This window comes from Kriegella aquimaris (assembly GCF_900103215.1).
GTDB lineage: Bacteria > Bacteroidota > Bacteroidia > Flavobacteriales > Flavobacteriaceae > Kriegella > Kriegella aquimaris.
In genome coordinates, this window is record NZ_FNGV01000009.1 from 105,639 (window position 1) to 130,552 (window position 24,914).

Below are 24,914 nucleotides of genomic sequence, written 5' to 3' on the forward strand. Positions count from 1 at the left end.
CAAGTTTGAAAACAGGGGCAAAAACAATTCTTAAATCATCATTTAAGCTTACCTTTCTATTCGTTATTTTCTTTATGGCAACGGAAACTTCCTTTGCACAAGATACCGATGAACAAGAAACGGATGAACAAGAATTGGATTCTGTAAAAACAGGTTTCTCGCTAGGGAGATTAAAGATGCCCAACCCCGAAAGCATCGTTTCAAAATATATTTACGACCCCAAGCTTGACCGATACATTTACAAAGAAAGCATCGGTGATTTTGATATCGGATACCCAATAATCCTTACGTCTGAGCAATATCTTGAACTGGTTCGCCAAGAAGGTATCAAAGATTATTTTAAAGAGAAATCGGATGCCTACTCTGGAAAAAAGGAGGGAAGTGAAGAAGCTCGAAAAAACCTCTTGCCCAACTTTTATGTCAATAACAGTTTCTTTCAGTCTGTATTTGGAGGAAATACCATAGAAGTTATTCCACAAGGATCTGTAGCGATGGATTTAGGTGTTATTTGGCAAAAAAATGACAACCCATCCCTTTCACCAAGAAACCGTACCAACCTATCTTTTGATTTTGACCAACGTATAAGTTTGAGCATGTTGGGAAAAATAGGTGAGCGGCTACAGGTGACTGCCAACTACGATACCGAAGCTACATTCGATTTTCAGAATATTGTAAAGCTTGATTATACACCGACCGAAGACGATATCATTCGTAAAATTGAAGTGGGTAATGTGAGCATGCCGCTCAATAGTTCCTTGATCCAAGGGGCGCAGAGCCTTTTTGGGGTAAAGACCCAATTGCAATTCGGTAAGACTATGGTGACCGCCGTTTTTTCCGAACAGCAATCGCAGAACAACACAGTAGTGGCACAAGGGGGAGGAACCTTGAATGAATTCTCTGTCACAGCTTTGGATTACGATGAGGACAAACATTTCTTCCTTGCCCAATATTTCAGGGACACCTATGACGAGGCGCTTTCAAACTATCCTTTTATCCGTAGTGGAGTACAGATAACGCGGCTTGAAGTCTGGGTTACCAATCGTAGCCAGCAGACGCTGAATGTTCGAAATATTGTGGGTATTCAAGATTTAGGGGAATATGATCCGCTTAACGGACCTACCGAATCAAAAACTAGAATTTATAGTCAGATTGCCGGTAATAATCCTCCGGCCGGATTCTTTAATACCAATACTACAGACATGCAGCCCAACGGCTTGCCAAGAAACAATGCCAATGATTATGATCCGGCATTGATTGGTGCTGGAGGCGTTTTGACAGAGAGTATTCGTGATATAGCTACGGTAGAACAAGGTTTTAATGTGCCGGGCTATCAGCCAAACCAAGGTTTTGATTATGCGATTCTAGAGAATGCACGAAAATTGGAACTCGGGCGTGACTTCGATTTCAATTCACAATTAGGGTATGTTTCTTTGAACCAGCGTTTAAGTAACGATGAGGTTTTGGCCGCCGCCTTTCAATATACCTATAATGGAAAAGTGTATCAAGTAGGTGAGTTCGCAAATGGGGGTCTAGATGCTACCACAGTGTCTGGGGGTATCAATGCTGCCAATCCTATAATCGAAAACAATACGTTGGTATTGAAATTACTCAAGAGTAATATCACGAGTGTCTCAGATCCCATTTGGGATTTGATGATGAAGAATATTTATGCGACCGGGGCCTTCCGTTTGAGCGAAGACGATTTTAAAATGAATATTCTGTATTCCAATCCGACTCCGCGAAACTACATAACACCGGTAGACGATGCTACGTGGCCCGATGGGTTGGAAGAGGATATATTGCTGAAAGTGTTCAATTTTGATCGCTTGAACGCTTATAACGATGTTCAGCCAGAAGGTGATGGGTTCTTTGATTTTGTACAAGGAATTACGGTCGATACCCAAGGAGGGAATATTATTTTTACAAAAGTGGAACCTTTTGGGGAATATTTGTTCGAAACTTTGGGCGGCGGTACTTATGATGTGGCCAATGGCCAGGGTTATAATGCGAACCAGCAAAAATATGTGTTTAGGGATATGTACGAGCTTACCAAATCGGCGGCGTTACAAGACCCTGAAAAAAACAAGTTCTTATTGAAAGGGCGCTATAAGTCTGAGGGAAGCAATGGTATTCCCATCGGGGCGTTCAATGTGCCAAGAGGTTCGGTACGGGTTACTGCCGGAGGGCGTCAATTACAGGAAGGTATTGACTATACCGTAAATTATCAGGCAGGTACCGTGCAATTATTGGATCCCAGTTTAGAAGCCTCCAACACGCCAATCAACATATCGGTAGAAAACAATGCTGTTTTCGGCCAACAGACCAGAAGATTTACGGGCGTTAATGTAGAACATCAATTCAACGATAACTTTGTGTTAGGCGCTACGTTTCTAAACTTGAACGAACGTCCGTTGACCCAGAAATCCAATTTTGGGGTAGAACCTGTAAACAATACTATTTTCGGTGTGAACGGAAACTTCTCGACAGAAATTCCTTTTCTGACCCGATTGGTAAACAAATTACCGAATATAGATACCGACGTTCCTTCTAATCTTTCTGTTCGGGGAGAGGTTGCTTGGTTGAAACCGAATTCTCCGAAAAATGCTGATTTTCAAGGGGAGACTACGACGTATCTCGATGACTTTGAAGGAGCACAGGCACTTATAGATATTCGTTCTTCTTTGGGCTGGTCACTGGCCAGTACGCCTATTGAGTTTTTAGATAGCCCGACACAGAAAGGTTTGGAAACAGGTTTTCAAAGAGCTAAACTGGCATGGTACACCATAGATCCTATTTTTTATACAAATCAACGGCCATCAAGTATTGGAGATAGTGATATATCCATTAATACGACCCGACGAATATTCGTTAACGAAGTATTTCCAAAGGTAGAAATTGCACAAGGTCAGACAAGACAACAGACTACGTTAGATTTGGCGTATTATCCAAATCTTAAAGGTCCGTATAACGCGAATGATGATTTTGATAGTGCCGCTGCCAATGATAGGTGGGGAGGCATTATGCGTTCGCTGAGTAGTACCAATTTTGAACAATCGAATGTTGAATTTGTACAGTTCTGGGTAATGGATCCGTATGAAGACGGTACGGCCACCAGTTCAGGGGAATTGGTTTTTAACCTTGGGAATATCTCCGAAGATATTTTATCAGATGGTTTGAAACAGTATGAAAACGGACTGCCTGTAAATGGGGTAGGTAGTGTAAAACCTGAAAACCCTATTTGGGGTGTAGTACCAGCGACTCAAGCTTTAGTATATGCTTTTGACGTTGATGAAGCTGGGAGGCAAGCGCAAGATGTCGGTTTTGACGGATTGGATGACTCGGCCGAGGTTGCTATTTATGGTCCCGGGGAAGATCCGGCTTCCGATAACTATGAATACTTTTTGCAGCGCGATGGGGGTATCTTGAATCGATACTTGAATTTTAACAACCCTCAGGGCAACTCGCCTGTACAAGTAACCAATGACAATAGGGGGTCAACGACGCTGCCCGATGTTGAAGATATTGACCGGGATTTAACGATGAATACGGTAAATAGCTACTACGAATATCGTGTTCCTATCAAACCGAATACCAATATTAACGATAAGTATGTAACCGATATTCGCGATTCCTTGGTTTTATCGGGTGATCGTATTCCAGATGGTAGTACCGTGCGAACTCGGTGGATTCAATATAAAATTCCCTTAAGTGATTTTACCGATGCCGTAGGTGGTATTACCGATTTCAGGTCTATCAGTACGATGCGTATGTATATGACGGGTTTTAATGATGATGTCGTACTGCGTTTTGCAACCTTGGATTTGGTCAGGGGAGATTGGCGTACCTATGCCAAATCGTTACAGGATGATGATATAGATCCACTTGATGATGGTACCAGTTTAGATGTCAATGCCGTCAATATTCAAGAGAACGAGAATCGGAATCCAATTCCGTATGTGCTGCCCCCGGGGGTGCTTCGTGAGCAGTTGAACAATAACAATACAATTATTCAGCAGAACGAACAATCACTTTCTTTAGTGGTTGAGAATTTAGAGGCTGAAGATTCAAGGGGGGTGTTCAAGAATTTGAACATCGATGTACGGCAGTATGAAAAACTGAAAATGTTTATGCATGCCGAAAAAATATTCGATGCCGATTATCCGCTTGATGATACACCATTGGTAGGGTTTTTACGGATAGGTACCGATTTTTCCGAGAATTTCTACCAAATGGAACTCCCGTTAAAGTTTACGCCCTTCAGTGCGGTGTCGGATACCGAGATTTGGCCTGAAGAGAACGAATTGGAAGTTATCTTGTCCGATTTGAATAAAGTTAAGTCCTTGCGTCTCGCGCTACGGTCACAGAACGATGTACCGCTTAACGAGCTGAGATTTTTTGAAATTGATGGAGGAACAGTGGTGGAGGTAGATGAATTTTCACCCAGAACGCTAGGAAGAATTCGAATCGGAATTAAAGGGAATCCCTCATTGGGAAGTATTCGAAGTGTGATGGTCGGTGTAAAGAACATCGATAACCTGCCAGCTCGCGGTGAAGTTTGGTTCAATGAACTTCGGCTCGCCGGTCTAGATAATAATGGAGGATGGGCCGCAGTAGCCGCAATCGATGCCAATATTGCCGACTTTGCAGATATATCCGCAACAGGAGGCACGAGCACATCAGGTTTCGGGGCCATCGATCAGATGCCCAACGAAAGGGCACGTGAAGATGCTATATCGTATGATTTGGTTACCAATGTAAATGTAGGTCAGTTGCTTCCTGAAAAGTGGGGTATTCAATTGCCCTTTAATTACGGTATATCCGAACAACTGATTACACCTGAATTCGATCCCGTATATGACGATCTCAAATTACAAGATAGAATAGATGCCGCCGATAATGCCGAGAATGCAAAAGAAATAGAGGAGCAAGCCGAAGATTATACCAAGCGCACAAGCATTAACTTGATAGGAGTACGTAAAAATCGGGGTGAAGAGGCCGATGCCAACTTTTATGATGTTGAGAATTTTACATTCAACTATTCGTACAACGAGACCGACCATCGTGATTTTGAGATTGCGGAATTACGAGATCAGAACGTTGTTACGGGCCTTGTTTACAATCATAATTTTAAGCCTGTTGAAATAGCTCCGTTCGTCAAAAACGATTCATTGCTCACGGGTAGATATTGGCAATGGTTAAAAGAACTGAATCTTAATTTGTTGCCTGCAAGCGTATCGGTTAACTCCAATATCAATCGGCAATTCAATCAACAGAGGTTCAGGGATGTGGTCGAAGAAGGGGTAGATAAACTGGCATTACCGACCTTAAAACAACGAAATTATCTTTTTAACTGGCAGTATGCGGTAAACTATAGTCTTACCAAGTCGTTGCGGTTGAATTTAAAAGGAAGTAATAATAACATCATACGTAATTATTTTGAGGAAGAAGGAAATCCTGATTCCGAGATTGATCAGATGTTGGGACTTTGGGATGGCTTTTGGGATTTAGGGGAACCGAATCGACACTCGCAACAAATGGAATTGAATTATGAATTGCCTTTTAGCAAAATTCCAGCCCTAGATTTTATCAGTTCACAATATAGTTATACTAGTAATTTTGACTGGCAGCGCGGCGGAGATGCCTTGCGTGAGGTGGCCGGGTCTGACATAAATACGGTACAGAATGCCAATACCCATAATTTAACCGCGGCATTGACCCTGCAAAAATTTTATGACTTGATCGGGTTGAGAAAGCGATCAGGAAAAACACGTGCCAATGCTGCTCCCGTTCAGCGAGACAAGGCGGGCAATCCGGCAACGAATTCGGAACAAACAAAAAAGAAAACTGGTGGTTTGTTCAACGCTGCGGTAGACATCTTGACGATGGTTAAACGCTTGAATTTTAATTATAATGAAAGTAACGGAAAAGTACTTCCTGGGTATACCCAATCGGTTGGCTTTGTAGGTTCTTTGAGGCCTTCGGTCGGTTTTGTTTTCGGAAGCCAGTCAGACGTACGCTATGAAGCTGCGCGAAGGGGTTGGTTAACAAGGTTCACCGAGTTCAACGAACAGTTTATAGAGCGCACGAACAAGCAATTGAATATTACCGCTACAGCACAACCTTTTCAAGACCTGACCATAGATTTGTCGGCAGACCGACAATATTCAAGCAGTTATCAAGAGAGTTTTGAGGTTATTGACGATTTTGAAAATGGGGGCTCGCGATACCATAACCTGTTAGGTAATAACTTTGGGAACTTCAGCATCTCGACCGTCATGATCGGTACGGCCTTTGGAAAGAGTGATGAATTTACCTCGGCTCATTTTGAGCAGTTCAAAGAAAATAGATTGACTATAGCCAATCGCTTGGTGTCTGATAGAGGCGGTGTGCCGGGCACTTTAGATGAAGATGGTTTTCCGGAACGCTACAGTAAAACAAGCCAAGATGTTCTGCTTCCTGCCTTTTTTGCAGCTTACACAGGTCAAGATGAGAATCGGGTGAACCTAGATGTTTTCAGACAGATTCCTATTCCGAATTGGAACATAAAATATACAGGATTGATGCGTAATAAGTGGTTCAAGAAAAAATTTAAACGTTTTTCGCTGGGTCATGGGTACAGGGCTTCGTATAGTATCAACTCTTTTCAAACCAATTTGGAACGTGAGAATGGACTTATCGATCCCGAAACAGATGACTTTTTACCAGAACTTATTTTGAACAACGTGGTGCTTACCGATCAGTTCAATCCGTTGATGCGGGTCGATTTTGAAATGAAAAATTCAATTAGCGTATTGGCCGAAGTACGCACCGATAGAGCCTTGTCGCTTAGTTTTGATAACAATCTGATGACCGAGATCAGTGGTAAGGAGTATACAGTCGGTCTAGGGTATCGTGTCAAAGACGTGCAGTTTGTAACGAACATTGGCGGTAATAAAACAAGGTTGAAAGGTGATCTTAATTTAAAAGCTGATGTGACTTTGCGTGATAATATTACCATCATACGTAATCTTGACATAGACAACAATCAAATTACATCAGGGCAAAATCTTTTGTCCATGAAATTCACTGCTGATTATGCGCTGAGCAAAAACTTGAACGCCCTGTTCTTTTATGATCATTCATTCTCACAGTTCGCTGTTTCCACGGCATTCCCACAGACTACCATTAACACGGGCTTCACGCTACGTTATAATTTTGGTAACTAAAAGTGTTGATTGGTCATGTTCTCGAAGAAAGGTGTACACCTTCATATTGCTATCAAATTGAAATTCAAGTAATTTAAGTAGGTGCCGAATTTAGCGCTTGAACTTATGCTTATTTTTTGAATTCCTCTTCAGAATCATTTACATTTGCTTTCCTAAAAATAAAGAAATGAACATACCATCGGAATTAAGCTACACCAAAGATCATGAATGGATAAGAGTCGAAGGCGACGTAGCCATAATAGGTATTACCGATTTCGCCCAGGGTGAATTGGGAGATATCGTTTATGTTGAAGTAGAAACCGTTGATGAAACGATGGATAGGGAAGAGGTTTTTGGTACGGTAGAGGCCGTGAAAACGGTTTCGGATCTTTTTCTTCCTGTAAGTGGTGAAATTATCGAGTTCAATGAGGCTCTTGAAGATGAGCCAGAAAAAGTGAACACCGATCCTTATGGTGAAGGGTGGATGGTCAAGGTGAAAATTAGTGAGCCGTCACAGATTGACGACTTATTGAGTGCATCAGATTATAAGGCGTTGATTGGTGCTTAAGAATAGATTGTACACCATCGCTTTCATAAGTTGGATGTCGCTGGTTGCATATTCATGTCTGACTTCTTTTTCCGGAGACGAAATTCCTAGTTTTAATTTACCCCATATGGACAAGGTCGTGCATTTCGGATTTTATTTCGTCGGCGCAATTTTAGGAACAATGGCCTTGCGGGAACTTTCAAAAAGTAAAATTCCTATAAAAAAAGTGTTATTCGTAATCTTGGTGGTGGTTATTGTGTTTGGTATGATTATTGAGGTTGTACAAGAGCACTATACGCTTGATAGAGAGGGTGATATGCTTGATGTTTTGGCAAACAGTTTTGGTGCGATTTGCGGAGCGTTATGTATGAAATCTTTATTTTCGGGCAAAACGAGATTAAAATGGGAAAATTAATTGCTTGATTATCGATTATTTATTTAAATTAGCAAACCTTAAAATTTGTAGATATGGAACCGAAAAAGAACCCGAAGGCAGATATAGGGCGCAATAGCGGCTTGTACTTTGTTATAGGTTTGACACTGACAATGATTTTAGTATATGGCGCTCTAGAGTGGAAAACGTACGATAAGACCAATGATTACGACATTTCAATGAATGTTGATGATGATTTGGATGAAGAAGTGCCAATGACGGAACAGATCAAAACACCACCTCCGCCACCGCCACCAGCCGCGCCTGAAATTATTGAGGTTGTCGAAGATGAGGAAGAAGTTGAAGAAACTGTAATTGAATCTACAGAGACAAGTCAAGAAGAAGAGATTATCGAGGTTGAAGATGTTGCGGTCGAAGAAGAAATCGAAGATGTCGACGTACCTTTTGCTGTAATTGAAGATGTTCCTATTTTTCCTGGTTGTGAAAATGAAAGTGATAAAAGGGCTTGCTTCAACTCAATGATGCAAAAGCACATCAGCAAGAACTTTAGATATCCTGAAATCGCACAAGAAATGGGGATTCAAGGTCGGGTTAGTGTAATGTTCGTAATCCAGAAAGATGGTAGTATCGGCGGCGTTAGAATGCGTGGACCGGACAAAAACCTTGAGAAAGAGGCGGCTCGAATTATTGACAAGCTGCCAAAAATGACCCCAGGAAAGCAAAGGGGTAGGGCAGTAAGGGTTCCTTTTAGTATTCCTATTACATTTAAACTGCAGTAAAAAATATTTTCAATATATTTTGAAACCCTGATAGTGTGAGCTATCAGGGTTTTTTTATGGCCAAAAGATAAACATTGTCAAGAGGTTGCACAAAATAGTGTTTGAGACTATCTTTGCATTCCGATAAAAAATGGAGAATGAAGGCTGCGGTCAATACGCCAACAAATGCTGTCTGGTCAAATACATTTGCTGATTTTAAGGAGATTACCAAGGCCCGACTTGCGGTCAGTGTAGTTTTTTCTTCCTTGGCGGGCTACCTACTTGGGGCTTATCAGATTGAAATGTCTTCAATTTTATTGCTCGCTTTCGGCGGGTATTGTATGGTAGGGGCTTCAAATGCGTTTAATCAAGTTATCGAAAAAGATTTGGATGCGTTGATGAATCGTACCAAAAACAGGCCCATTCCCTCTGGTAGAATGTCTACGAATAAAGCAATGGCGCTTGCTATAATTCTTACCGTATTGGGCGTGGTCTCGTTATATATATTGAACCCAAAGACAGCGATGTTCGGGGCTATTTCCATTTTTTTATATACCTGCGTATATACACCTTTAAAAACGAAAACTCCGTTAGCTGTTTTTGTAGGGGCATTCCCTGGCGCCATACCGTTTATGTTAGGGTGGGTCGCTGCTACGAATGATTTTGGAATAGAACCTGGTACCCTATTTATGATTCAGTTTTTTTGGCAATTCCCCCATTTTTGGGCGTTGGGGTGGATGTTGGATGAGGATTATAAAAGAGGAGGTTTTAAAATGTTGCCTACGGGAAAAAAAGACAAGGGAACCGCTTTGCAGATTATAATGTATACCATTTGGATGATTGTCATTTCAATCGTTCCTGCCTTTGGCATTACCGGAAGGTTGCAGTTGTCTTTGCCTGCTGAGGTGATTGTATTTCTAATGGGGATGGTCATGTTGGTCTTTGCGCTGCGTCTTTTCGAAAAGCGTGATAATGTTTCGGCACGTAAATTAATGTTGGCTAGTGTAAGTTATATTACATTGATGCAGATAGTCTATGTGGTAGACAAATTCATATAAAATCAACTAGGAGTGGAGATGTGCATTTAACGTTTTGCCCATATCCCTAGGTGAATAGATTGATAATAGGTTTGGAATATAATAATTGATGATGGATTTAACGCAAGCAACAGATAAGGTAAAAAATGACAGGGCAAAGAAAATGATGCTCTGGTTCGGCATAGCGAGCTTGCTTATGGCATTCGCAGGGTGGACAAGTGCTTATATTGTGAGTAGTAGTTCTCGTGAAGACTGGATAAGCGATCTTCAAATGCCCTCTTCTTTCTTTATTAGTACGGGTATAATAATATTAAGTAGTATCACTTATATATTAGCGAAAAAAGCGATGCGTTCCGGGGCCTTGAAACAATGCACCACATTGTTGGTAGTAACAATGGGCTTAGGGGTAGCGTTTATCGTGTTCCAATTCAACGGTTTTTCGCAAATGGTGGCCCAAGGATATTATTTTACGGGACCCACGAGCAATATCAAATTGTCATATGTGTTTTTGATTGCTACCGTGCATATTGTTCACGTGGTTGCCGGAATAATCTCGTTGGCGGTTGTGCTGTATAATCAATTAAAAGGTAAATATAGTCCTGAAGAAATGCTCGGACTGTCATTGGGGGCTACTTTTTGGCATTTTTTAGATCTTCTATGGATCTATTTGCTTCTTTTCATGATTTATGTTGGATAATAAATTCAAATAAAATAGGTTTTGATTACGATTGGGCTTTTGTTTGGTCGAAAAAAATGTAAATTTGTGCAAATTCTAAATAAACGTTAAAAAAATATATGGATTCTACGGTGACAACAGCTACGGAAGAAAACGTTTGGGGCGGTGGTAATCGACCCTTGGGCGCTAGTTACGGAAAACTTATGATGTGGTTTTTCTTGGTGTCCGATGCCTTGACCTTTTCTGGGTTTTTGGCCGCTTATGGGTTTTCAAGATTTAAGTTTATAGAGACATGGCCAATTGCCGATGAGGTCTTTACACACGTACCTTTCTTTCATGGAAATTATCCCATGTACTATGTGGCCTTTATGACCTTTATATTGATTATGTCTTCGGTGACTATGGTATTGGCCGTAGATGCCGGTCATAAGTTGAAAAAGAATGCCGTAATATGGTACATGTTCCTAACCATTATTGGAGGTGCTATTTTTGTGGGGTCTCAGGCTTGGGAGTGGGCTACCTTTATTAGTGGTGATCATGGGGCTGTAGAAACCCGTGGAGGAAGAATATTACAATTCGTTAAAGCCGATACCGGTGAGCGAGCGGCCTTGGCCGATTTCGCAAAGACCATACCGGGAGAACGAACTGAGCACGAACGAAAAAACGGAATTTGGTTTTTTAATGAAGGATATGTACCGAGTTATAGTTTAGAAGAGGTTGTCGAAGGCTTTAAGGCCAATCCCAATGTTTTAATACGAACGGAGACAATTAATGACGATCATCAAAAAATAGTGCTTTCACGTGATGAGTCTCTAGCGAAATTGAAGAACGCAACGCAGGTGGTAGAAGGTGCAAACTTGATTCACAACGAATATGGTAGTAGGCTTTTTGCCGACTTCTTCTTCTTTATAACAGGCTTTCACGGTTTTCACGTATTTTCTGGTGTAGTGATAAATATCATTATATTCTTTAATGTGATATTGGGAACTTACGAACGTCGTGGCCATTACGAAATGGTTGAAAAAGTAGGTTTATATTGGCACTTTGTAGATTTGGTATGGGTATTTGTATTCACCTTTTTCTATTTGGTTTAAGAAATTTAATTGTCATTTTTGACTAAAGAAGATTGATATTTAAGTAACAAGACTGTTTATAACATGGCACACGAACATAAATTAGAAATATTCAGAGGACTTTTAAAGTTCAAGTCCAACACACAAAAAATTTGGGGCGTACTGATTTTCTTGACCGTAATTACGACAATTGAAGTAGCGTTGGGTATTACCAAGCCCAAGTCTTTGACGCACTCCTACTTTTTGGGTATGAAAGTACTGAACTGGATATTTATCATATTGACCTTGGTAAAGGCCTATTATATTGCTTGGGATTTTATGCACTTACGTGATGAAAAAAGTGCATTGAGAAGAGCGATAGTGTGGACACCTATTTTCTTGGTGGCTTATCTGATATTTATTCTTCTCTTTGAAGCTGACTATATTTACAACGTCTTTAAATATGGCTTTGTAACCTGGAATTTCTAAGGCAAAATTAACAGAATGAAAAGACGGTATAACAACCGTCTTTTTTATTTTTGTACCATTCTTAAACTACCATGAAAAAGACATTTGTATTAGTAGTCTTGTTCGTTCTACCTGTTGTTATTTACCTCTTCTTTGCGTCGGGGGTAAACAATTTTGGCAAGTTGCCAATACTTACTGAAAACGTACCAGAAATTAGTGCTATTGATGGCTCAGTGTCACTAGAGGACAAAATTACCGTTTTGGGCTTTTTAGGTGATGATACCTCGAACAAGAAGGGAATTGCATTTAACCTTAACCAGAAAATCTACAAGCGTTTCTATAAATTCAAAGACTTTCAGTTTGTCATGATGGTTCCCTTGGGAAAGGAACAGGAAGTGGAAGAAATTAAAAGGGAATTGGGAAAACTGGTCGATATGCAAAAATGGAATTTTGTCTTCGCCGAAGAGAATAAGATTCGCGATTTTTTTACAGAATTAAAAACTGACAGGAAACTGGATGAGCACTTAGGAATTCCATATGTTTTTATTATTGATAAGGATAGAAGTCTTCGTGGTCGAAAGAATGATGAAGATGAAGGAACGAAATATGGTTTTGATGCATCTTCCGTGGCCGATTTAAATAATAAAATGGTCGACGACGTCAAGATTATTTTGGCCGAGTATCGCTTGGCCCTTAAAAAGAACAATGCCGATAGACAAAAATAATGAACAAAAAGTACACATACATATGGGTGTCTTTGATAATTCTGATTTTCGGGATAATCTTTATTCCTAGAATTGTTGATCGCATCAAGGGTGGGACTATTGTTGAAACCGACCGTATGAGCGTCGAACCGCCGAAGATTCCTTTAAAGTACATTACCCTAGACGGTCAAATACGAAAAGTACCTTCTTTTGAATTTATTAACCAAGACAGTCTATTGGTCACAAATCGTGATTATTTGGGAAAGGTGTATGTGGTAGAGTTTTTCTTTACCTCCTGTCCCTCAATTTGTCCGGTTATGAATAAGAATTTGGTGGCTCTGCAAGATGAGTTCCAAGAATTTGATGATTTTGGCATAGCATCTTTTTCTATTACCCCTGAATATGACACTCCCGGTGTGTTAAAGGAATATGCAGAGGAATATGGCATTACCGATATGGATTGGAATTTGATGACAGGAGACAAAGAGAAAATTTACGAATTGGCCAATGCGGGGTTTAATATTTTTGCCGCCGAAGCGCCCGATGCTCCCGGAGGATTTGAACATTCTGGACTTTTCGCGCTTGTCGATAAACAAGGATTTCTTCGATCAAGAACTGATAGGTTCGGAAACCCTATCGTTTATTACCGTGGTGCCATTGCTGAATCAGATGGAGAGAATGACCATGGTGAAAAACAACAAATTTCCATTTTAAAAGAAGATATTAAAAAGTTGTTGGATGAGTAATATGGAGTTTGGCTTGGCCAGGGAACGAAAGTTCAATAGATTGATTACCGTGGTTTCTATCGTTATTCCGCTAGTGGTCGCTATTTTATTCCGGGTAAAGCTACCGAACGTTGAACCGCTGTCATTTCTTCCTCCTATATATGCATCTATCAACGGATTGACGGCCGTACTATTACTTGTGGCGGTATGGGCCATAAAAAACGGGAAAAGGCAGTTGCATCAAAACGTGATGACCTTCTGCATCGGTTTGTCGGTACTTTTTTTAGTGATGTATGTGGCCTATCATATGACGTCTGAATCCACAACCTATAAAGGTGCGGGCCCGGTGAGATATGTGTATTATTTTATTCTGATATCCCATATTATTTTGTCCATAGCGATTATTCCGTTGGTGTTAAAAACATATGCGAGGGCCTACTTGAAAAAGTTTGAAGCGCATCGAAAGCTGGCGCGAATTACCTTCCCCATTTGGTTATATGTGGCGATAACGGGGGTAATTGTTTATATGATGATTTCACCGTATTATGTGAATTGATGTTGCAGAATGCAATTAAATAATATTATGAAAAGGATCAATGCTATTTTATTGGTTATAGTGCTGTTGTTGCTTCCCAAAATATCGAAAGCGCAATGTGCCATGTGTCGGGCCGTTTTGGAAAGTGGGGATAATGTTGGTGCTGCTGAAGGAATTAATAATGGCATCGTTTACCTCATGGCGGTCCCCTACGTATTGGTGGCAGTGCTTTTTTATTTCGTCTACAAAAAAATGCGCACATAAACCATTTGATTGATTTTTTAAGAATTCGTTAGAGCATTCATCTTTTTAATTTCATTTGGTAAACAGTATTTGTATGCTTACCTTGTTTTAACCTAAGGCTAGGCGATTTAGGGGCTGCCACTCTTTTACTGGCGCAAACAGCATCGTAATTGAAAGAGGTGGCTCTTCGTAAAAATTTCCCCACTAATTTATTTAACATAACTTTTACATTCAAGGATGTAACAATGATATCTATGGTTAGTCTTATTGCTAAGATTTAAGAACCTGAACAACTAACATCTTCCGCATGATCGAAATAAAAGACCTTCACAAATCGTATAAAATGGGAAGTAATTCCCTTCATGTTTTAAAAGGAATTAATTTATCGATAGAGGCAGGTGAACTAGTGGCGATCATGGGTTCTTCCGGATCAGGTAAATCCACTTTATTGAACATTTTGGGAATGTTGGACGAAGCTGACTCCGGTGAGTATAATCTCGATGGTGTTCCTATTAAAAATCTTAACGAAACTAAGGCCGCCAAATACCGGAATAAGTTTTTGGGCTTTGTATTTCAATCCTTCAATCTTATCAATTACAAAAGCGCTATGGAAAATGTGGCGTTACCCTTGTACTACCAAAAAGTACCTCGAAAGGAGCGGGAACAAAGAGCAATGAAATATTTGGGACAAGTCGGTCTGAAAGAATGGGCCACCCATTTGCCAAATGAACTCTCAGGGGGTCAAAAACAACGTGTGGCAATAGCGCGGGCAATGGCAGCGGAGCCAAAAGTTTTGTTGGCTGATGAGCCCACAGGGGCATTGGACAGTACAACTTCCTATGAGGTGATGGACCTCATTCAGAAAATCAACGATCTGGGCAACACCATTTTGGTCGTAACCCATGAAGAAGATATTGCCCATATGTGCAAGCGCATCGTTTATTTAAAAGATGGAGTTATTGTAGAAGATAAAAAGGTTGAACAGGTTAGAGCTTCTACTTATGTTTAGCAGAGACAATTGGAAAGAGATTTTTGAAACCATTCAAAAGAATAAATTAAGAACCTTCTTGTCTGGGTTTACCGTCGCTCTGGGTATTTTGATATTTGTGGTCCTTTTTGGTTTCGGCAATGGCCTTATCAATACTTTCGACGATTTTTTTGGAGATGACGCTACCAATGTCTTTTTTATTTTCCCTGGGCGAACCACCGTTCCGTATAAAGGTTACAAGTCAAATAGAACTATTGAGTTCGAGAACAGCGATCTAGCCGATATAGAGAAGAATTTTCCACTTTTCTTGGAATATGTAACACCCCGAATTTCAAGGCAAGATACTGTTAGATATAAGCAAGAATCGAACAGTTATACTACCCTTGGAGTAGCCCCATCACACCAGTTTAGTGAAATGACCATCATCATGAAAGGTCGTTACTTGAACAAGCTCGATATAAAGAACAAAACCAAAAATGCGGTTATTGGTCGGCTGGTAGAGCAAGATTTGTTCGGTGCCAAAAATTCAATCGGAAAATATGTCGACATCGGAGGTAGCTCTTTTAAAGTAGTGGGCGTATTTCAAGATGATGGGGGAGATAATGAAGAGCGTGTTGTGGTAATACCATATACTACACGTCAACTGATTGAAAAGAATAATGACAAGGTAAGTCAGATCATTGTAGGGTTCAAGCCCCAGATTGGCTATGCCGGGGCCATGGCGTTTGAAAAAAGTCTCGACCGCTTTATTCGAGAAAAAAAGTACATCAGTCCGCAAGATCAAAACGGCATTTTTATACGTAATGTAGCCGACCAATTGAAGCAGAACCAACAGTTTGCGCGGGTACTTCAGATAATTGTTGCGCTAGTAGCATTTGGTACTATCATCGCGGGTATTATTGGCATAAGCAATATTATGGTCTTTGTGGTCAAAGAGCGGACAAAAGAATTGGGTATACGAAAGGCCTTAGGAGCGACCCCTAAGTCGGTTATAGGCACTATTCTATTGGAATCGGTATTTATTACCACCATATCCGGGTTTGTCGGAATGCTGATAGGCATTGCCATCCTAAGTTCGTTGGGTGAAAAGCTAAAAGATTTTTTTATTACCAATCCATATATAGATACCGGTACCGCGATTTTCGCAACAATGATTTTGATTGTTTTTGGAGCTATAGCTGGCTATGTGCCTGCTAGAAGGGCCGCGCGTATAAAACCAATTGTAGCACTTAGAGACGAATAGTATGAGATTTTTATTCGATAGAAATACGTGGCAAGAGATTTTTGGTTCTATAGGAAAGAACAAGATCCGAACAATTATAACCATTGTGGGAGTGCTATGGGGAATCTTTATCTATATCACCTTATCAGGAGCGTCAAAAGGTATGGATAACGGTTTCGAGCGCATGTTTGAAACCATTGCCAGAAATAGCATGTTCGTTTGGGCACAAAGTACAAGTATGCCCAACGAAGGCTTTAAGACCGGCAGGCAATTACAATTGAAATTGGGCGATGTCACAATGATTGAAAATAGAATACCCGAAGTGCAATATATAGCACCCCGGAATGTAAAAGGATTTTTTGGTTCTACACCGGCGAGGGTAGGAAGGGGTAAAGAATCGGGAAGTTATCCTGTGTTTGGAGATTTTCCCACCTTCACCAAAATTGCTCCAAAAAAAATATACGATGGTGGTAGGTTCATCAATGATGAAGATATAGAAAAGGCGAGAAAGGTATGTGTCATTGGTGAACGCACCGAGAAAGAACTTTTTAAGAAAGGGGAAAAGACGATTGGCGGCTTTATCGAAATCGATGATGTTTTTTTCCAAGTGGTAGGCGTACATAAATTCGATGCAAGCGGTGGTTTCGGTGGCGATGGCGATATTTTTATTCCTTTTGCAACCTTTAAAAAACTTTACAATACGGGTGATAATGTAGGCTGGTTCTCCATTGCAGCCTATGACGATGTCGATGTGGTAAAAGTAGAGGAGAACATCAAAAATCTTTTAAAGAATATACATAAGGTGCACCCCGATGATGAAAGGGCGTTCGGTTCTTTTAATTTGGGTGAACAGTTTGGTAAAATAATTGGTTTCGCAAAAGGGATAACCTTCCTTTCGTTAATTGTTGGTATAGCTACGATTTTGGCAGGGGTGATTGGTATAGGAAACATCTTGTTGATTTCAGTAAAGGAGCGAACCAAAGAGTTAGGGGTTCGAAGGGCTTTGGGGGCTACACCTAATGAGGTACGTTCACAAATAATTTTAGAATCTGTTTTCTTGACTATGATTGCGGGTGTTATGGGTATTATTCTTGGTGCCGGTACACTCAGCTTGATTAGTAGTTTTACTAAAGATATTGATTTCCCTTATACCAATCCTACGGTTCCCATCCCATATGTGATAGGGGCTTTATTGATAATGGTAGTTTTGGGTACTTTGATAGGCCTGATACCGGCACAAAGGGCAGTGAGCATTAAACCTATTGACGCATTAAGGGAAGAATAACAAGCTTTTTAGAAATACGAAAAAGAAAAGATAATTCATATGTTTTGAATCGTACTGTTTTTCAAATGGAGTTTTATTATCGAACAATCCAAGGAAAACAATATGTATTCTAAAGGAAATTTTTAACTGAAAACCACGAATACAATAACAACAAATACAACTTTAAAATGAACAAGATCGTAAAATACGTATTAATAGGTTTATTGGTGCTCGGAGCACTTTGGGCGGCAGCTTTTTTTATAAAAACCAACAGTAAATCAGCAATTACTTTCGAGACCCAAAAACCTTTTGTTTCCAGCATTGAACAAAAGACAGTGGCGACTGGCAAGGTCGTTCCTGAAGATGAAGTAGAAATCAAGCCGCAAATCTCTGGTATCATTGATAAAATATATTTGGAGGAAGGCGACGAGGTCAAGGCAGGCGATTTAATAGCCAAGATTAAAATCGTACCGAACGAACAAGCTTTGAACCAATCAAGGGGTAGGGTCAGAAATGCTGAAATTGCACTAGCTAATATAAAAATTGAATACGACAGAAATAAGAAGTTGTTTGATAAAGGAGTGATTTCCAGTCAAGATTTCAATACACTACAATTACAGTTTGATCAATCAACGCAGGAGCTGCAAAATGCACGATCTGACTATCAAATTATTCGTAGTGGCTCGGCCAGTGGATCTGCGACAGCAAATACAAATATTAGGGCAACAGTTGCCGGAACCATACTAGAAATTCCTGTAGAAGAGGGTGATCAGGTCATTGAAAGTAATAATTTCAATGATGGTACTACCATTGCCTCGATTGCCGATTTGAGTAAAATGATTTTCGAAGGAAAAGTTGATGAAGGTGAAGTGGGCAAATTAAAAGTGGGCATGCCTTTAAAAATAAGTTTGGGAGCGATAGAAGGTGAAGAATTGGATGCTAAATTAAAGTTTATAGCTCCTAAAGGGGTCGAGGAAACCGGTGCCGTTCAATTTAAGATAGAAGGAGATGTAGAGATTAAAGACGATGTTTTCGTTAGGGCAGGATATAGTGCCAATGCCTCTTTAACACTTGAAAAGAAAGATAGTATTTTGGTCATTCCCGAAGCCTTGTTGCAATTTGACAAAAAAACCGACAAGCCCTATGTCGAGGTAGCCACGGGTGCTATTGCCGATCAGAAGTTTGAGCGAAAAGATATTGAGATTGGTATTTCCGATGGCGTGAACGTAGAGATTGTTTCCGGACTCACCGAAGATGATGAGGTCAAACAGTGGAATAAAACCGAGCCTATTAAGAAAGGTGAAGATGAAGAAGAGTCGGAAGACTCGGAAGAATAAAAATCATCAATCGTAATTAAATCAAAATCAAATGAATTTCAAATTAACAGCTTTATTACTCCTGTTGTTCACGATGGGTAGCATGTCGGCACAGCAAAAGAAATGGACCCTTCGCGAATGTGTTGAATATGCCGTCGAAAATAATCTGACCGTTGAGCAATACGAACTAGATCTTCTAAGTGCACATATCGATAAATCCGATGCATTGGGAGATATGCTTCCGAATCTCAATGCTTCAATGAGCACATCGGGTAACACGGGACTTTCTTTTGACCCCACGACTCAAGAACCGGTTACGACAACTATTATGACCGCTAGCGGTGGACTTTCCTCATCGGTGACTTTGTTCGACGGACTTCGTAATATCCATCGACTCAACAGGGCGAAATTAAATGCTCTTTCCAATCAATATCGCTTAGATGATTTGAAAGATGATATCAGTCTTAACGTGGCGAATTCATATTTGCAAATACTATCGAACAAAGAGACGTTAAAAGTCTTTAATGCGCGATATGCGGTGACGGAGCAAGATTTGAAACGCACCAAAGAATTGGTGGAAGCAGGGGTTTTGCCATCAGGTGATTTGTTGGAAGTAGAAGCTACGGCTGCCAATTTGGAACAGCAAATTGTTAATACGGAAAATCAGGTCCTGTTATCGAGGATAAATCTGGCGCAGCTCTTACAAATAACCGATTATGAAAATTTTGACATAGTCGATATTGACTTCGAAATACCACCGACCGATATTCTTAATAATTCGCCCAAGGAAATTTTTGCCAAGGCATTGACGTTCCGAAATGATATCAAGTTCTCCCAATCGAATATCGATTTGGCCATCGAAGATTTAAAAATAACCAAAGGGGCGTTATATCCTACTTTAGGAGGATTTTTCAATTATAATACCAGATTTTCCGATCAAGAAAGGTTTGACAACATAACCGGACAGTTGTTCAGGGAGAGTTTTGGTGACCAACTATGGATGAATGATGGTATTTCTTATGGCCTGCAAATGAACATACCCATTTTTAATGGTTTTAGTGTAAAGAACAATATAAAGCGTTCCCAAATAAATGTTGAAAGGGCTAAACTGCAGCTAGAGCAAGAAAAACTGGGCTTAGAAACCAATATCAATCAGGCCTATGTAGATGTTAAAAGTTTTTCGAAAGCGTATGAAGCGGCACAAAAAACATTGGATGCAAGACGTTTGGCGTATAATTATTCTAAGGAAAGATATGACGTTGGTTTAATGAATGCCTTTGATTTTAGTCAGGCCCAGTCGCGGGTAGATGATGCTGCGGCGGAATTGGTGCGTACCAAATACGATTATATGTTTCGAATCAAGGTATTGGAGTTCTATTTCGGAGTTACACTCGACCTTGAGGGGTATTAAGACCGAACAGCTTTCCGAATCCTGAATATTTTGGTTAAATAGGATTATATTTGCGCCCATTATGGCAACGATTTTAAACCTTGAAACAGCTAGTACCAATTGCTCGGTAAGTATTGCTAAAGATGGCGAACTGCTTGCGATTAAAGAACACGACACGCCCAATTACTCGCATGCAGAGCAATTGCACGTTTTTATAGAGAAGGTCTTGCACGATGCGTCCATTTCCTTTGAAGAATTGAGCGCGGTTGCCGTTAGTAAAGGTCCGGGTTCATATACGGGGTTGCGTATCGGGGTTTCGGCGGCAAAGGGCCTATGTTTTTCCTTGGATGTCCCCCTTATTTCGATTTCGACTTTGAGAAGCATGGCCTATCAAGTTGAATCTGGTACGTATGATTTTGTTATACCTATGTTGGATGCTCGGCGCATGGAAGTGTATTCGGCTATTTTCGACCAATCAGGAAAAGAGGTTCGTGAGACACGAGCACAAATTATAGACCAGAATGCTTTTCAAGAGTTGGAGGGGAAGGGAAAAGTTCTGTTAATCGGAAGTGGTGCCGATAAATGCAAACAAGTACTAGCGTATCCGAACTTTAGTTTTAATACGGATGCCGTGCCTTCAGCCAAGGAAATGACAAAACTTTCTTATGCCAAATTCTTAGAGAAAGATTTTGAAAATGTAGCCTATTTTGAGCCCTACTATCTAAAAGACTTTATACTAAATGCGGGCAAAAAAAAATAACGGTATAGCAGCATGATTGTTACTTCGATGCCCATGATAGCAGGTATTTGTGGCCATCATGGGACAATGAACAAACTTGTAAATTAGGCTTCGCTAGCTCTTTTTGCTGGTGCGTGCATCACCCGTTGTGGGAACGGAATTTCAATACCTGCCGCATCGAATCGATTTTTTAATTCTTCCAACACATAAAAATGAGCGGCCCAAAAATTCTCGTTATTGGCCCAAAAACGCAACGTTAAGTTTACCGAACTATCGGCCAAGGCACCAACATATACTTCCGGTACCGGCTCTTTAAGAATATTTTCATTTTCCGCGCATATCTGTAACAGAATATCCTTTCCTTTTTTGATATTCGATCCATAACCAATGCCGACATCTATTTTGTCTCTACGGATTTTTTCGGCGTTGTAATTGATAATGTTATTATTCGAAAGTTGCCCATTGGGTAGTATAGCCACTTGATTTCCGAACGTATTCAATTTGGTTGTGAAAATCGTTATTTCTTTTACTGTTCCATCTACTCCTTGTGCAGAAATAAAGTCACCCACTTTGAACGGCTTAAAAAGTAAAATAAGCACCCCACCGGCAAAATTGGATAGTGACCCTTGTAGCGCCAAACCTATAGCTAACCCTGCAGCACCCACAATAGCCACCAGAGAAGAAGACTGTACGCCCATTTGGGTGACCACTAGAACAAATAATACGATTTTGAGGCCGGCACTAATAAAACTCTGTAAAAAAGTTTCCAAGGTTGGGTCGTAATCTTTTTTAGCGAAAAACCTGCGAACCATACGGTTAATGAAACGCAAGACCCACAATCCTAAGACTAGAATTATAATAGCCATTATGAGATTGGGTAATGCGGTCCAAACCCATGCGATGGCGTTGTCAATGTGTTCTTGATAATTCGTAAATTCTTTCATAAAACGGTTTAATTAATTTTTGCCAACATAACAAAAAACTTAATGGTCATCAAAAAATAAGAAATAAACTATTGTTAATTTGGTGTAGTTTGTTTTGATTGCTGAAACGTCTTACCGCGGAAGTGTGATTAATAGGTGTTTAGAAGGTGTTAGGCGCATTTTTTAAAAGGGAGGCGTGAAAGTGTTCCAAAAAAAACGTCCGGTAATTACCGGACGTTAAATTTGTATTGGGCTAGTTGTTAATTCACTTCAAAAGTGATTTTAACGTTGACCCGGTAATTATCCATTTTGCCATCCTTGACAGTGGCACTTTGCTCGTTGATATACACCGAGCGTATGTTCTTTACCGATTTAGAGGCGTGCGCAACGGCATTTTTAGCCGCATCTTCCCAACTTTTGTCGGAATTAGCCAATACTTCAATAACTTTTAAAACTGACATAGTATAGTGTTTTTAGATTTCCTTCAAGATAATGAATATTAACCGTAAAGACGAAAATCTAGGCTGGAAATTAGCCGTTCACCGCTACTACTTCATTGACTTTATCGCCCATCATATTTTTCAACATGTTCTCAATTCCATTTTTCAAAGTGAAAGTAGATGAGGGACATCCACTGCATGCTCCTTGCAGAATAACATTTACCGTTTTACTCTCTTTTTCATACGATTGAAAAAGAATATTTCCACCATCACTGGCGACCGCAGGTTTTACATATTCTTCAAGAATATCGATAATTTCTTGAGAGGTGTCATCCAGATTTTTACTAGCTACCTCGCTATTGGCGACTTGTACACTTTCTTGACTTAAGCTCTCAGCTGATACGACTTCTTTACCTTCGGCCAGAAAGTTCCGAATAAATTCCCGAAGCTCCATGGTTACATCGTTCCACTCGGCAACATCGTATTTTCTAATTGAAACATAGTTTTCGTCAAAAAATACTTCCTTTACAAATGGAAAATGAAACAGTTGTTTTGCCAAATCAGAGGTCGCCGCCTCATCGATGTTTTTAAACTCGAAGATTGTGGGAACGATACGTTTATTGGTCACAAATTTCATGGTAGCCGGGTTGGGTGTTACTTCGGCGTAAACAGTGACTGGTGATAATTTTTGATCTTCGCTTTCAGTAACTATAGGTTCCCCTGCATTCAGGTATTCTACCAATTGTTGGGCCACTTCATCTTTGACATCATCCCATTCAACAATATCAAAACGCTCGAGACCTATAAAGTTGCCTGAAATATAGACCGTTTTAATAAAGGGAAGGTAAAATAATTGCCGAGCCAAAGGGGAGTCTTTAGCCTCATCGATATTCTTGAATTCATAGTTTTTATTTGTGACTAAAAACTGATTCGTCTCGAATTTTAATATGCTGGGGTTGTTGGTTTTGACGGTTGTGATGGTATACTCTTTCATCGCTTTTAATTTTGTGTAAAAGTACAATCATTTTTGCAAAGAACGTAGGCTTTTATCGGTGTCTTACCGAAAGTCGCTTATGTGTATGGAAAGGATGATTATCTCGTGACTTTTAAGATAATATTGTTGCATTTCATCCGTTATTAGTTATGTTTAGTCGATAATACGAACCTTTGTTCCAACCAAATAGATGAAAAATCGTTTACTTCTTTTGCTGGCTTTCCTTGGCTTTGGTCTAAATTCATACGCCCAGGAAGGAATTCCGGTCTATTTCGACTATCTGTCAGACAATTATTATTTGGTGTATCCATCCATGGCAGGTATTGGTGAAGGAGGGAAAATTAGGGCTACGGCCAGAATGCAATGGTTTAGTGTTGATGATGCTCCCAACCTGCAGACCGTGAATGCCAATTTCAGGTTAGGGGAAAGCAATAGTGGAGTAGGTGCCATATTTTTCAATGATGCCAATGGGTATCACGCCCAGACGGGAATCAAATTGACGTATGCGCATCACCTGAAATTAGGTGGTGATGTTCGTAATCTCAATCAACTTTCTTTTGGGTTGAGTCCTACCTATTTGCAAAGTAGTCTCGACGAAAGTGAATTTAGATCTGTACAATTAGACAATGCCATTACCGGAAGTAAGATCAGTCAAGGCTATTTCAATATAGATTTGGGCTTTTCTTATAATCATATGGAGTTTTACTCCCATTTTGCCATTTTAAATGCCTTGGAAAGTAAACGTAATCTGTATCGCTACGGAAGACAAAATCCAGATAATGTGCCCGTAATCGATAACCTTAGACGCTATTTATTTTCTGTGGGTTATGTCTTCGGAAAGAGCGAATGGCAGCTCGAACCTTCCATATTGTTTCAAATGACCGATTTTACCAAAGAAAAAAGTTTGGATATCAACGCCAAGGTATATCGCGATGTCGATTTCGGAAGAATCTGGGGCGGAGTATCGTATCGAAGAAGTTTTGATGGGGCACAGTACCAGTCAGGTAGCGCATTGGTCGTTCAGCGGTTACAGCTTTTTACACCAATTGTGGGGGCAAATATCAAAAATTTTATGGTGTCTTATAACTACTCGTATCAGATGGGCGATATTCGCTTTGATAGTGGAGGTTTCCATCAAATTACGATAGGCTACGATTTTGGTCAGACGGAGCGTAAATACGATTGTTATTGCCCTGCTGCCCAGTAAAATTTGTTGTGGTTACAGTCCGCTTTATGTTTTTGCAGGAGCTCTCGCTTTCAAAGCCTGACGCTATAAAAAAAATAAAGCGACGAAGTACTTTCATACGTTATCGCC

At 40.2% G+C, this 24,914-nt stretch carries 22 protein-coding genes; 19 read left to right on the plus strand and 3 right to left on the minus strand.

From position 1 onward, the window contains the following. Positions 1-5: 5 nt before the first annotated feature. The 18 genes from sov (at position 6) to tsaB (ending at position 21,263) form a co-directional block, all read left to right on the plus strand. Positions 6-7,205: a T9SS outer membrane translocon Sov/SprA gene (gene sov / locus BLS33_RS16735; protein ID WP_089892126.1), complete on the plus strand. Its 7,200-nt coding sequence runs from the start codon at positions 6-8 to the stop codon at positions 7,203-7,205. A gap of 166 nt (positions 7,206-7,371) precedes the next feature. Beyond that, on the plus strand, positions 7,372-7,752 hold the full coding sequence (gene gcvH, locus BLS33_RS16740; protein WP_089892129.1) for a glycine cleavage system protein GcvH: 381 nt from the start codon (positions 7,372-7,374) through the stop codon (positions 7,750-7,752). Then, complete coding sequence (locus BLS33_RS16745) at positions 7,745-8,146, plus strand: VanZ family protein (RefSeq protein ID WP_143017635.1); 402 nt, start codon at positions 7,745-7,747, stop codon at positions 8,144-8,146. The genes gcvH and BLS33_RS16745 overlap by 8 nt, the downstream gene beginning before the upstream one ends. Positions 8,147-8,199: 53 nt before the next feature. Beyond that, positions 8,200-8,904 (plus strand): energy transducer TonB, encoded by a 705-nt coding sequence (locus BLS33_RS16750; protein WP_089892134.1) that lies wholly within the window; start codon positions 8,200-8,202, stop codon positions 8,902-8,904. A gap of 137 nt (positions 8,905-9,041) precedes the next feature. After that, a complete protein-coding gene (gene cyoE, locus BLS33_RS16755) occupies positions 9,042-9,941 on the plus strand; it encodes a heme o synthase (protein WP_089892137.1) in 900 nt (299 codons plus the stop codon). 91 nt (positions 9,942-10,032) lie between these two features. Next, entirely contained in the window at positions 10,033-10,617 is a 585-nt protein-coding gene (locus tag BLS33_RS16760; RefSeq protein ID WP_089892140.1) for a cytochrome c oxidase subunit 3, read from the plus strand. Between the two features lie 98 nt (positions 10,618-10,715). Continuing rightward, a complete protein-coding gene (locus BLS33_RS16765; RefSeq protein WP_089892143.1) occupies positions 10,716-11,690 on the plus strand; it encodes a cytochrome c oxidase subunit 3 in 975 nt (324 codons plus the stop codon). A gap of 63 nt (positions 11,691-11,753) precedes the next feature. Further along, entirely contained in the window at positions 11,754-12,137 is a 384-nt protein-coding gene (locus BLS33_RS16770) for a cytochrome C oxidase subunit IV family protein (protein ID WP_089892146.1), read from the plus strand. Between the two features lie 71 nt (positions 12,138-12,208). Continuing rightward, on the plus strand, positions 12,209-12,841 hold the full coding sequence (locus tag BLS33_RS16775) for a hypothetical protein (protein WP_089892149.1): 633 nt from the start codon (positions 12,209-12,211) through the stop codon (positions 12,839-12,841). Next, positions 12,841-13,566, plus strand: a complete 726-nt coding sequence (locus tag BLS33_RS16780; protein WP_089892152.1) for an SCO family protein — start codon at positions 12,841-12,843, stop codon at positions 13,564-13,566. The genes BLS33_RS16775 and BLS33_RS16780 overlap by 1 nt, the downstream gene beginning before the upstream one ends. Then, positions 13,559-14,101, plus strand: coding sequence for a DUF420 domain-containing protein (locus tag BLS33_RS16785; RefSeq protein ID WP_218129580.1), 543 nt, complete (start codon positions 13,559-13,561; stop codon positions 14,099-14,101). The genes BLS33_RS16780 and BLS33_RS16785 overlap by 8 nt, the downstream gene beginning before the upstream one ends. Positions 14,102-14,128: 27 nt before the next feature. Beyond that, on the plus strand, positions 14,129-14,344 hold the full coding sequence (locus BLS33_RS16790) for a hypothetical protein (RefSeq protein WP_089892344.1): 216 nt from the start codon (positions 14,129-14,131) through the stop codon (positions 14,342-14,344). A 286-nt stretch (positions 14,345-14,630) separates the two neighbouring features. Beyond that, positions 14,631-15,332 carry an ABC transporter ATP-binding protein gene (locus BLS33_RS16795; protein WP_089892155.1) on the plus strand — a complete coding sequence of 234 codons (702 nt, stop codon included), beginning with the start codon at positions 14,631-14,633 and terminating at the stop codon, positions 15,330-15,332. Next, complete coding sequence (locus tag BLS33_RS16800; protein ID WP_089892158.1) at positions 15,325-16,554, plus strand: ABC transporter permease; 1,230 nt, start codon at positions 15,325-15,327, stop codon at positions 16,552-16,554. Before BLS33_RS16795 ends, BLS33_RS16800 begins: the two co-directional genes overlap by 8 nt. A gap of 1 nt (position 16,555) precedes the next feature. After that, complete coding sequence (locus BLS33_RS16805) at positions 16,556-17,818, plus strand: ABC transporter permease (protein WP_089892161.1); 1,263 nt, start codon at positions 16,556-16,558, stop codon at positions 17,816-17,818. A 167-nt stretch (positions 17,819-17,985) separates the two neighbouring features. Next, complete coding sequence (locus tag BLS33_RS16810; protein WP_089892163.1) at positions 17,986-19,134, plus strand: efflux RND transporter periplasmic adaptor subunit; 1,149 nt, start codon at positions 17,986-17,988, stop codon at positions 19,132-19,134. A gap of 31 nt (positions 19,135-19,165) precedes the next feature. Further along, positions 19,166-20,524, plus strand: a complete 1,359-nt coding sequence (locus BLS33_RS16815; protein ID WP_089892167.1) for a TolC family protein — start codon at positions 19,166-19,168, stop codon at positions 20,522-20,524. Positions 20,525-20,585: 61 nt separating this feature from the next. Next, entirely contained in the window at positions 20,586-21,263 is a 678-nt protein-coding gene (tsaB, locus tag BLS33_RS16820) for a tRNA (adenosine(37)-N6)-threonylcarbamoyltransferase complex dimerization subunit type 1 TsaB (protein ID WP_089892170.1), read from the plus strand. Positions 21,264-21,346: 83 nt separating this feature from the next. On the opposite strand, the gene BLS33_RS16825 is transcribed toward tsaB, so the two are convergent. The 3 genes from BLS33_RS16825 to BLS33_RS16835 form a co-directional block, all read right to left on the minus strand. Continuing rightward, positions 21,347-22,186, minus strand: a complete 840-nt coding sequence (locus BLS33_RS16825; protein WP_089892173.1) for a mechanosensitive ion channel family protein — start codon at positions 22,184-22,186, stop codon at positions 21,347-21,349. Positions 22,187-22,425: 239 nt separating this feature from the next. Next, positions 22,426-22,626, minus strand: coding sequence for a dodecin family protein (locus tag BLS33_RS16830; RefSeq protein ID WP_089892176.1), 201 nt, complete (start codon positions 22,624-22,626; stop codon positions 22,426-22,428). A 70-nt stretch (positions 22,627-22,696) separates the two neighbouring features. Further along, positions 22,697-23,599 (minus strand): NifU family protein, encoded by a 903-nt coding sequence (locus BLS33_RS16835; RefSeq protein ID WP_089892179.1) that lies wholly within the window; start codon positions 23,597-23,599, stop codon positions 22,697-22,699. 190 nt (positions 23,600-23,789) lie between these two features. On the opposite strand from BLS33_RS16835, the gene BLS33_RS16840 reads away from it, so the two are divergent. Further along, positions 23,790-24,806, plus strand: coding sequence for a PorP/SprF family type IX secretion system membrane protein (locus BLS33_RS16840; RefSeq protein ID WP_089892182.1), 1,017 nt, complete (start codon positions 23,790-23,792; stop codon positions 24,804-24,806). Positions 24,807-24,914 lie beyond the last annotated feature (108 nt).

What these genes read in the sequence shown, in the direction of transcription:
- gcvH (WP_089892129.1), top strand. Translation starts at nt 7,372, where the DNA reads ATGAACATACCATCGGAATTAAGCTACACCAAAGATCATGAATGGATA.
- BLS33_RS16750 (WP_089892134.1), top strand. Translation starts at nt 8,200, where the DNA reads ATGGAACCGAAAAAGAACCCGAAGGCAGATATAGGGCGCAATAGCGGC.
- cyoE (WP_089892137.1), top strand. Translation starts at nt 9,042, where the DNA reads ATGAAGGCTGCGGTCAATACGCCAACAAATGCTGTCTGGTCAAATACA.
- BLS33_RS16760 (WP_089892140.1), top strand. Translation starts at nt 10,033, where the DNA reads ATGGATTTAACGCAAGCAACAGATAAGGTAAAAAATGACAGGGCAAAG.
- BLS33_RS16765 (WP_089892143.1), top strand. Translation starts at nt 10,716, where the DNA reads ATGGATTCTACGGTGACAACAGCTACGGAAGAAAACGTTTGGGGCGGT.
- BLS33_RS16770 (WP_089892146.1), top strand. Translation starts at nt 11,754, where the DNA reads ATGGCACACGAACATAAATTAGAAATATTCAGAGGACTTTTAAAGTTC.
- BLS33_RS16775 (WP_089892149.1), top strand. Translation starts at nt 12,209, where the DNA reads ATGAAAAAGACATTTGTATTAGTAGTCTTGTTCGTTCTACCTGTTGTT.
- BLS33_RS16780 (WP_089892152.1), top strand. Translation starts at nt 12,841, where the DNA reads ATGAACAAAAAGTACACATACATATGGGTGTCTTTGATAATTCTGATT.
- BLS33_RS16785 (WP_218129580.1), top strand. Translation starts at nt 13,559, where the DNA reads ATGAGTAATATGGAGTTTGGCTTGGCCAGGGAACGAAAGTTCAATAGA.
- BLS33_RS16790 (WP_089892344.1), top strand. Translation starts at nt 14,129, where the DNA reads ATGAAAAGGATCAATGCTATTTTATTGGTTATAGTGCTGTTGTTGCTT.
- BLS33_RS16795 (WP_089892155.1), top strand. Translation starts at nt 14,631, where the DNA reads ATGATCGAAATAAAAGACCTTCACAAATCGTATAAAATGGGAAGTAAT.
- BLS33_RS16800 (WP_089892158.1), top strand. Translation starts at nt 15,325, where the DNA reads ATGTTTAGCAGAGACAATTGGAAAGAGATTTTTGAAACCATTCAAAAG.
- BLS33_RS16805 (WP_089892161.1), top strand. Translation starts at nt 16,556, where the DNA reads ATGAGATTTTTATTCGATAGAAATACGTGGCAAGAGATTTTTGGTTCT.
- BLS33_RS16810 (WP_089892163.1), top strand. Translation starts at nt 17,986, where the DNA reads ATGAACAAGATCGTAAAATACGTATTAATAGGTTTATTGGTGCTCGGA.
- BLS33_RS16815 (WP_089892167.1), top strand. Translation starts at nt 19,166, where the DNA reads ATGAATTTCAAATTAACAGCTTTATTACTCCTGTTGTTCACGATGGGT.
- tsaB (WP_089892170.1), top strand. Translation starts at nt 20,586, where the DNA reads ATGGCAACGATTTTAAACCTTGAAACAGCTAGTACCAATTGCTCGGTA.
- BLS33_RS16825 (WP_089892173.1), bottom strand. Translation starts at nt 22,186, where the DNA reads ATGAAAGAATTTACGAATTATCAAGAACACATTGACAACGCCATCGCA.
- BLS33_RS16830 (WP_089892176.1), bottom strand. Translation starts at nt 22,626, where the DNA reads ATGTCAGTTTTAAAAGTTATTGAAGTATTGGCTAATTCCGACAAAAGT.
- BLS33_RS16835 (WP_089892179.1), bottom strand. Translation starts at nt 23,599, where the DNA reads ATGAAAGAGTATACCATCACAACCGTCAAAACCAACAACCCCAGCATA.
- BLS33_RS16840 (WP_089892182.1), top strand. Translation starts at nt 23,790, where the DNA reads ATGAAAAATCGTTTACTTCTTTTGCTGGCTTTCCTTGGCTTTGGTCTA.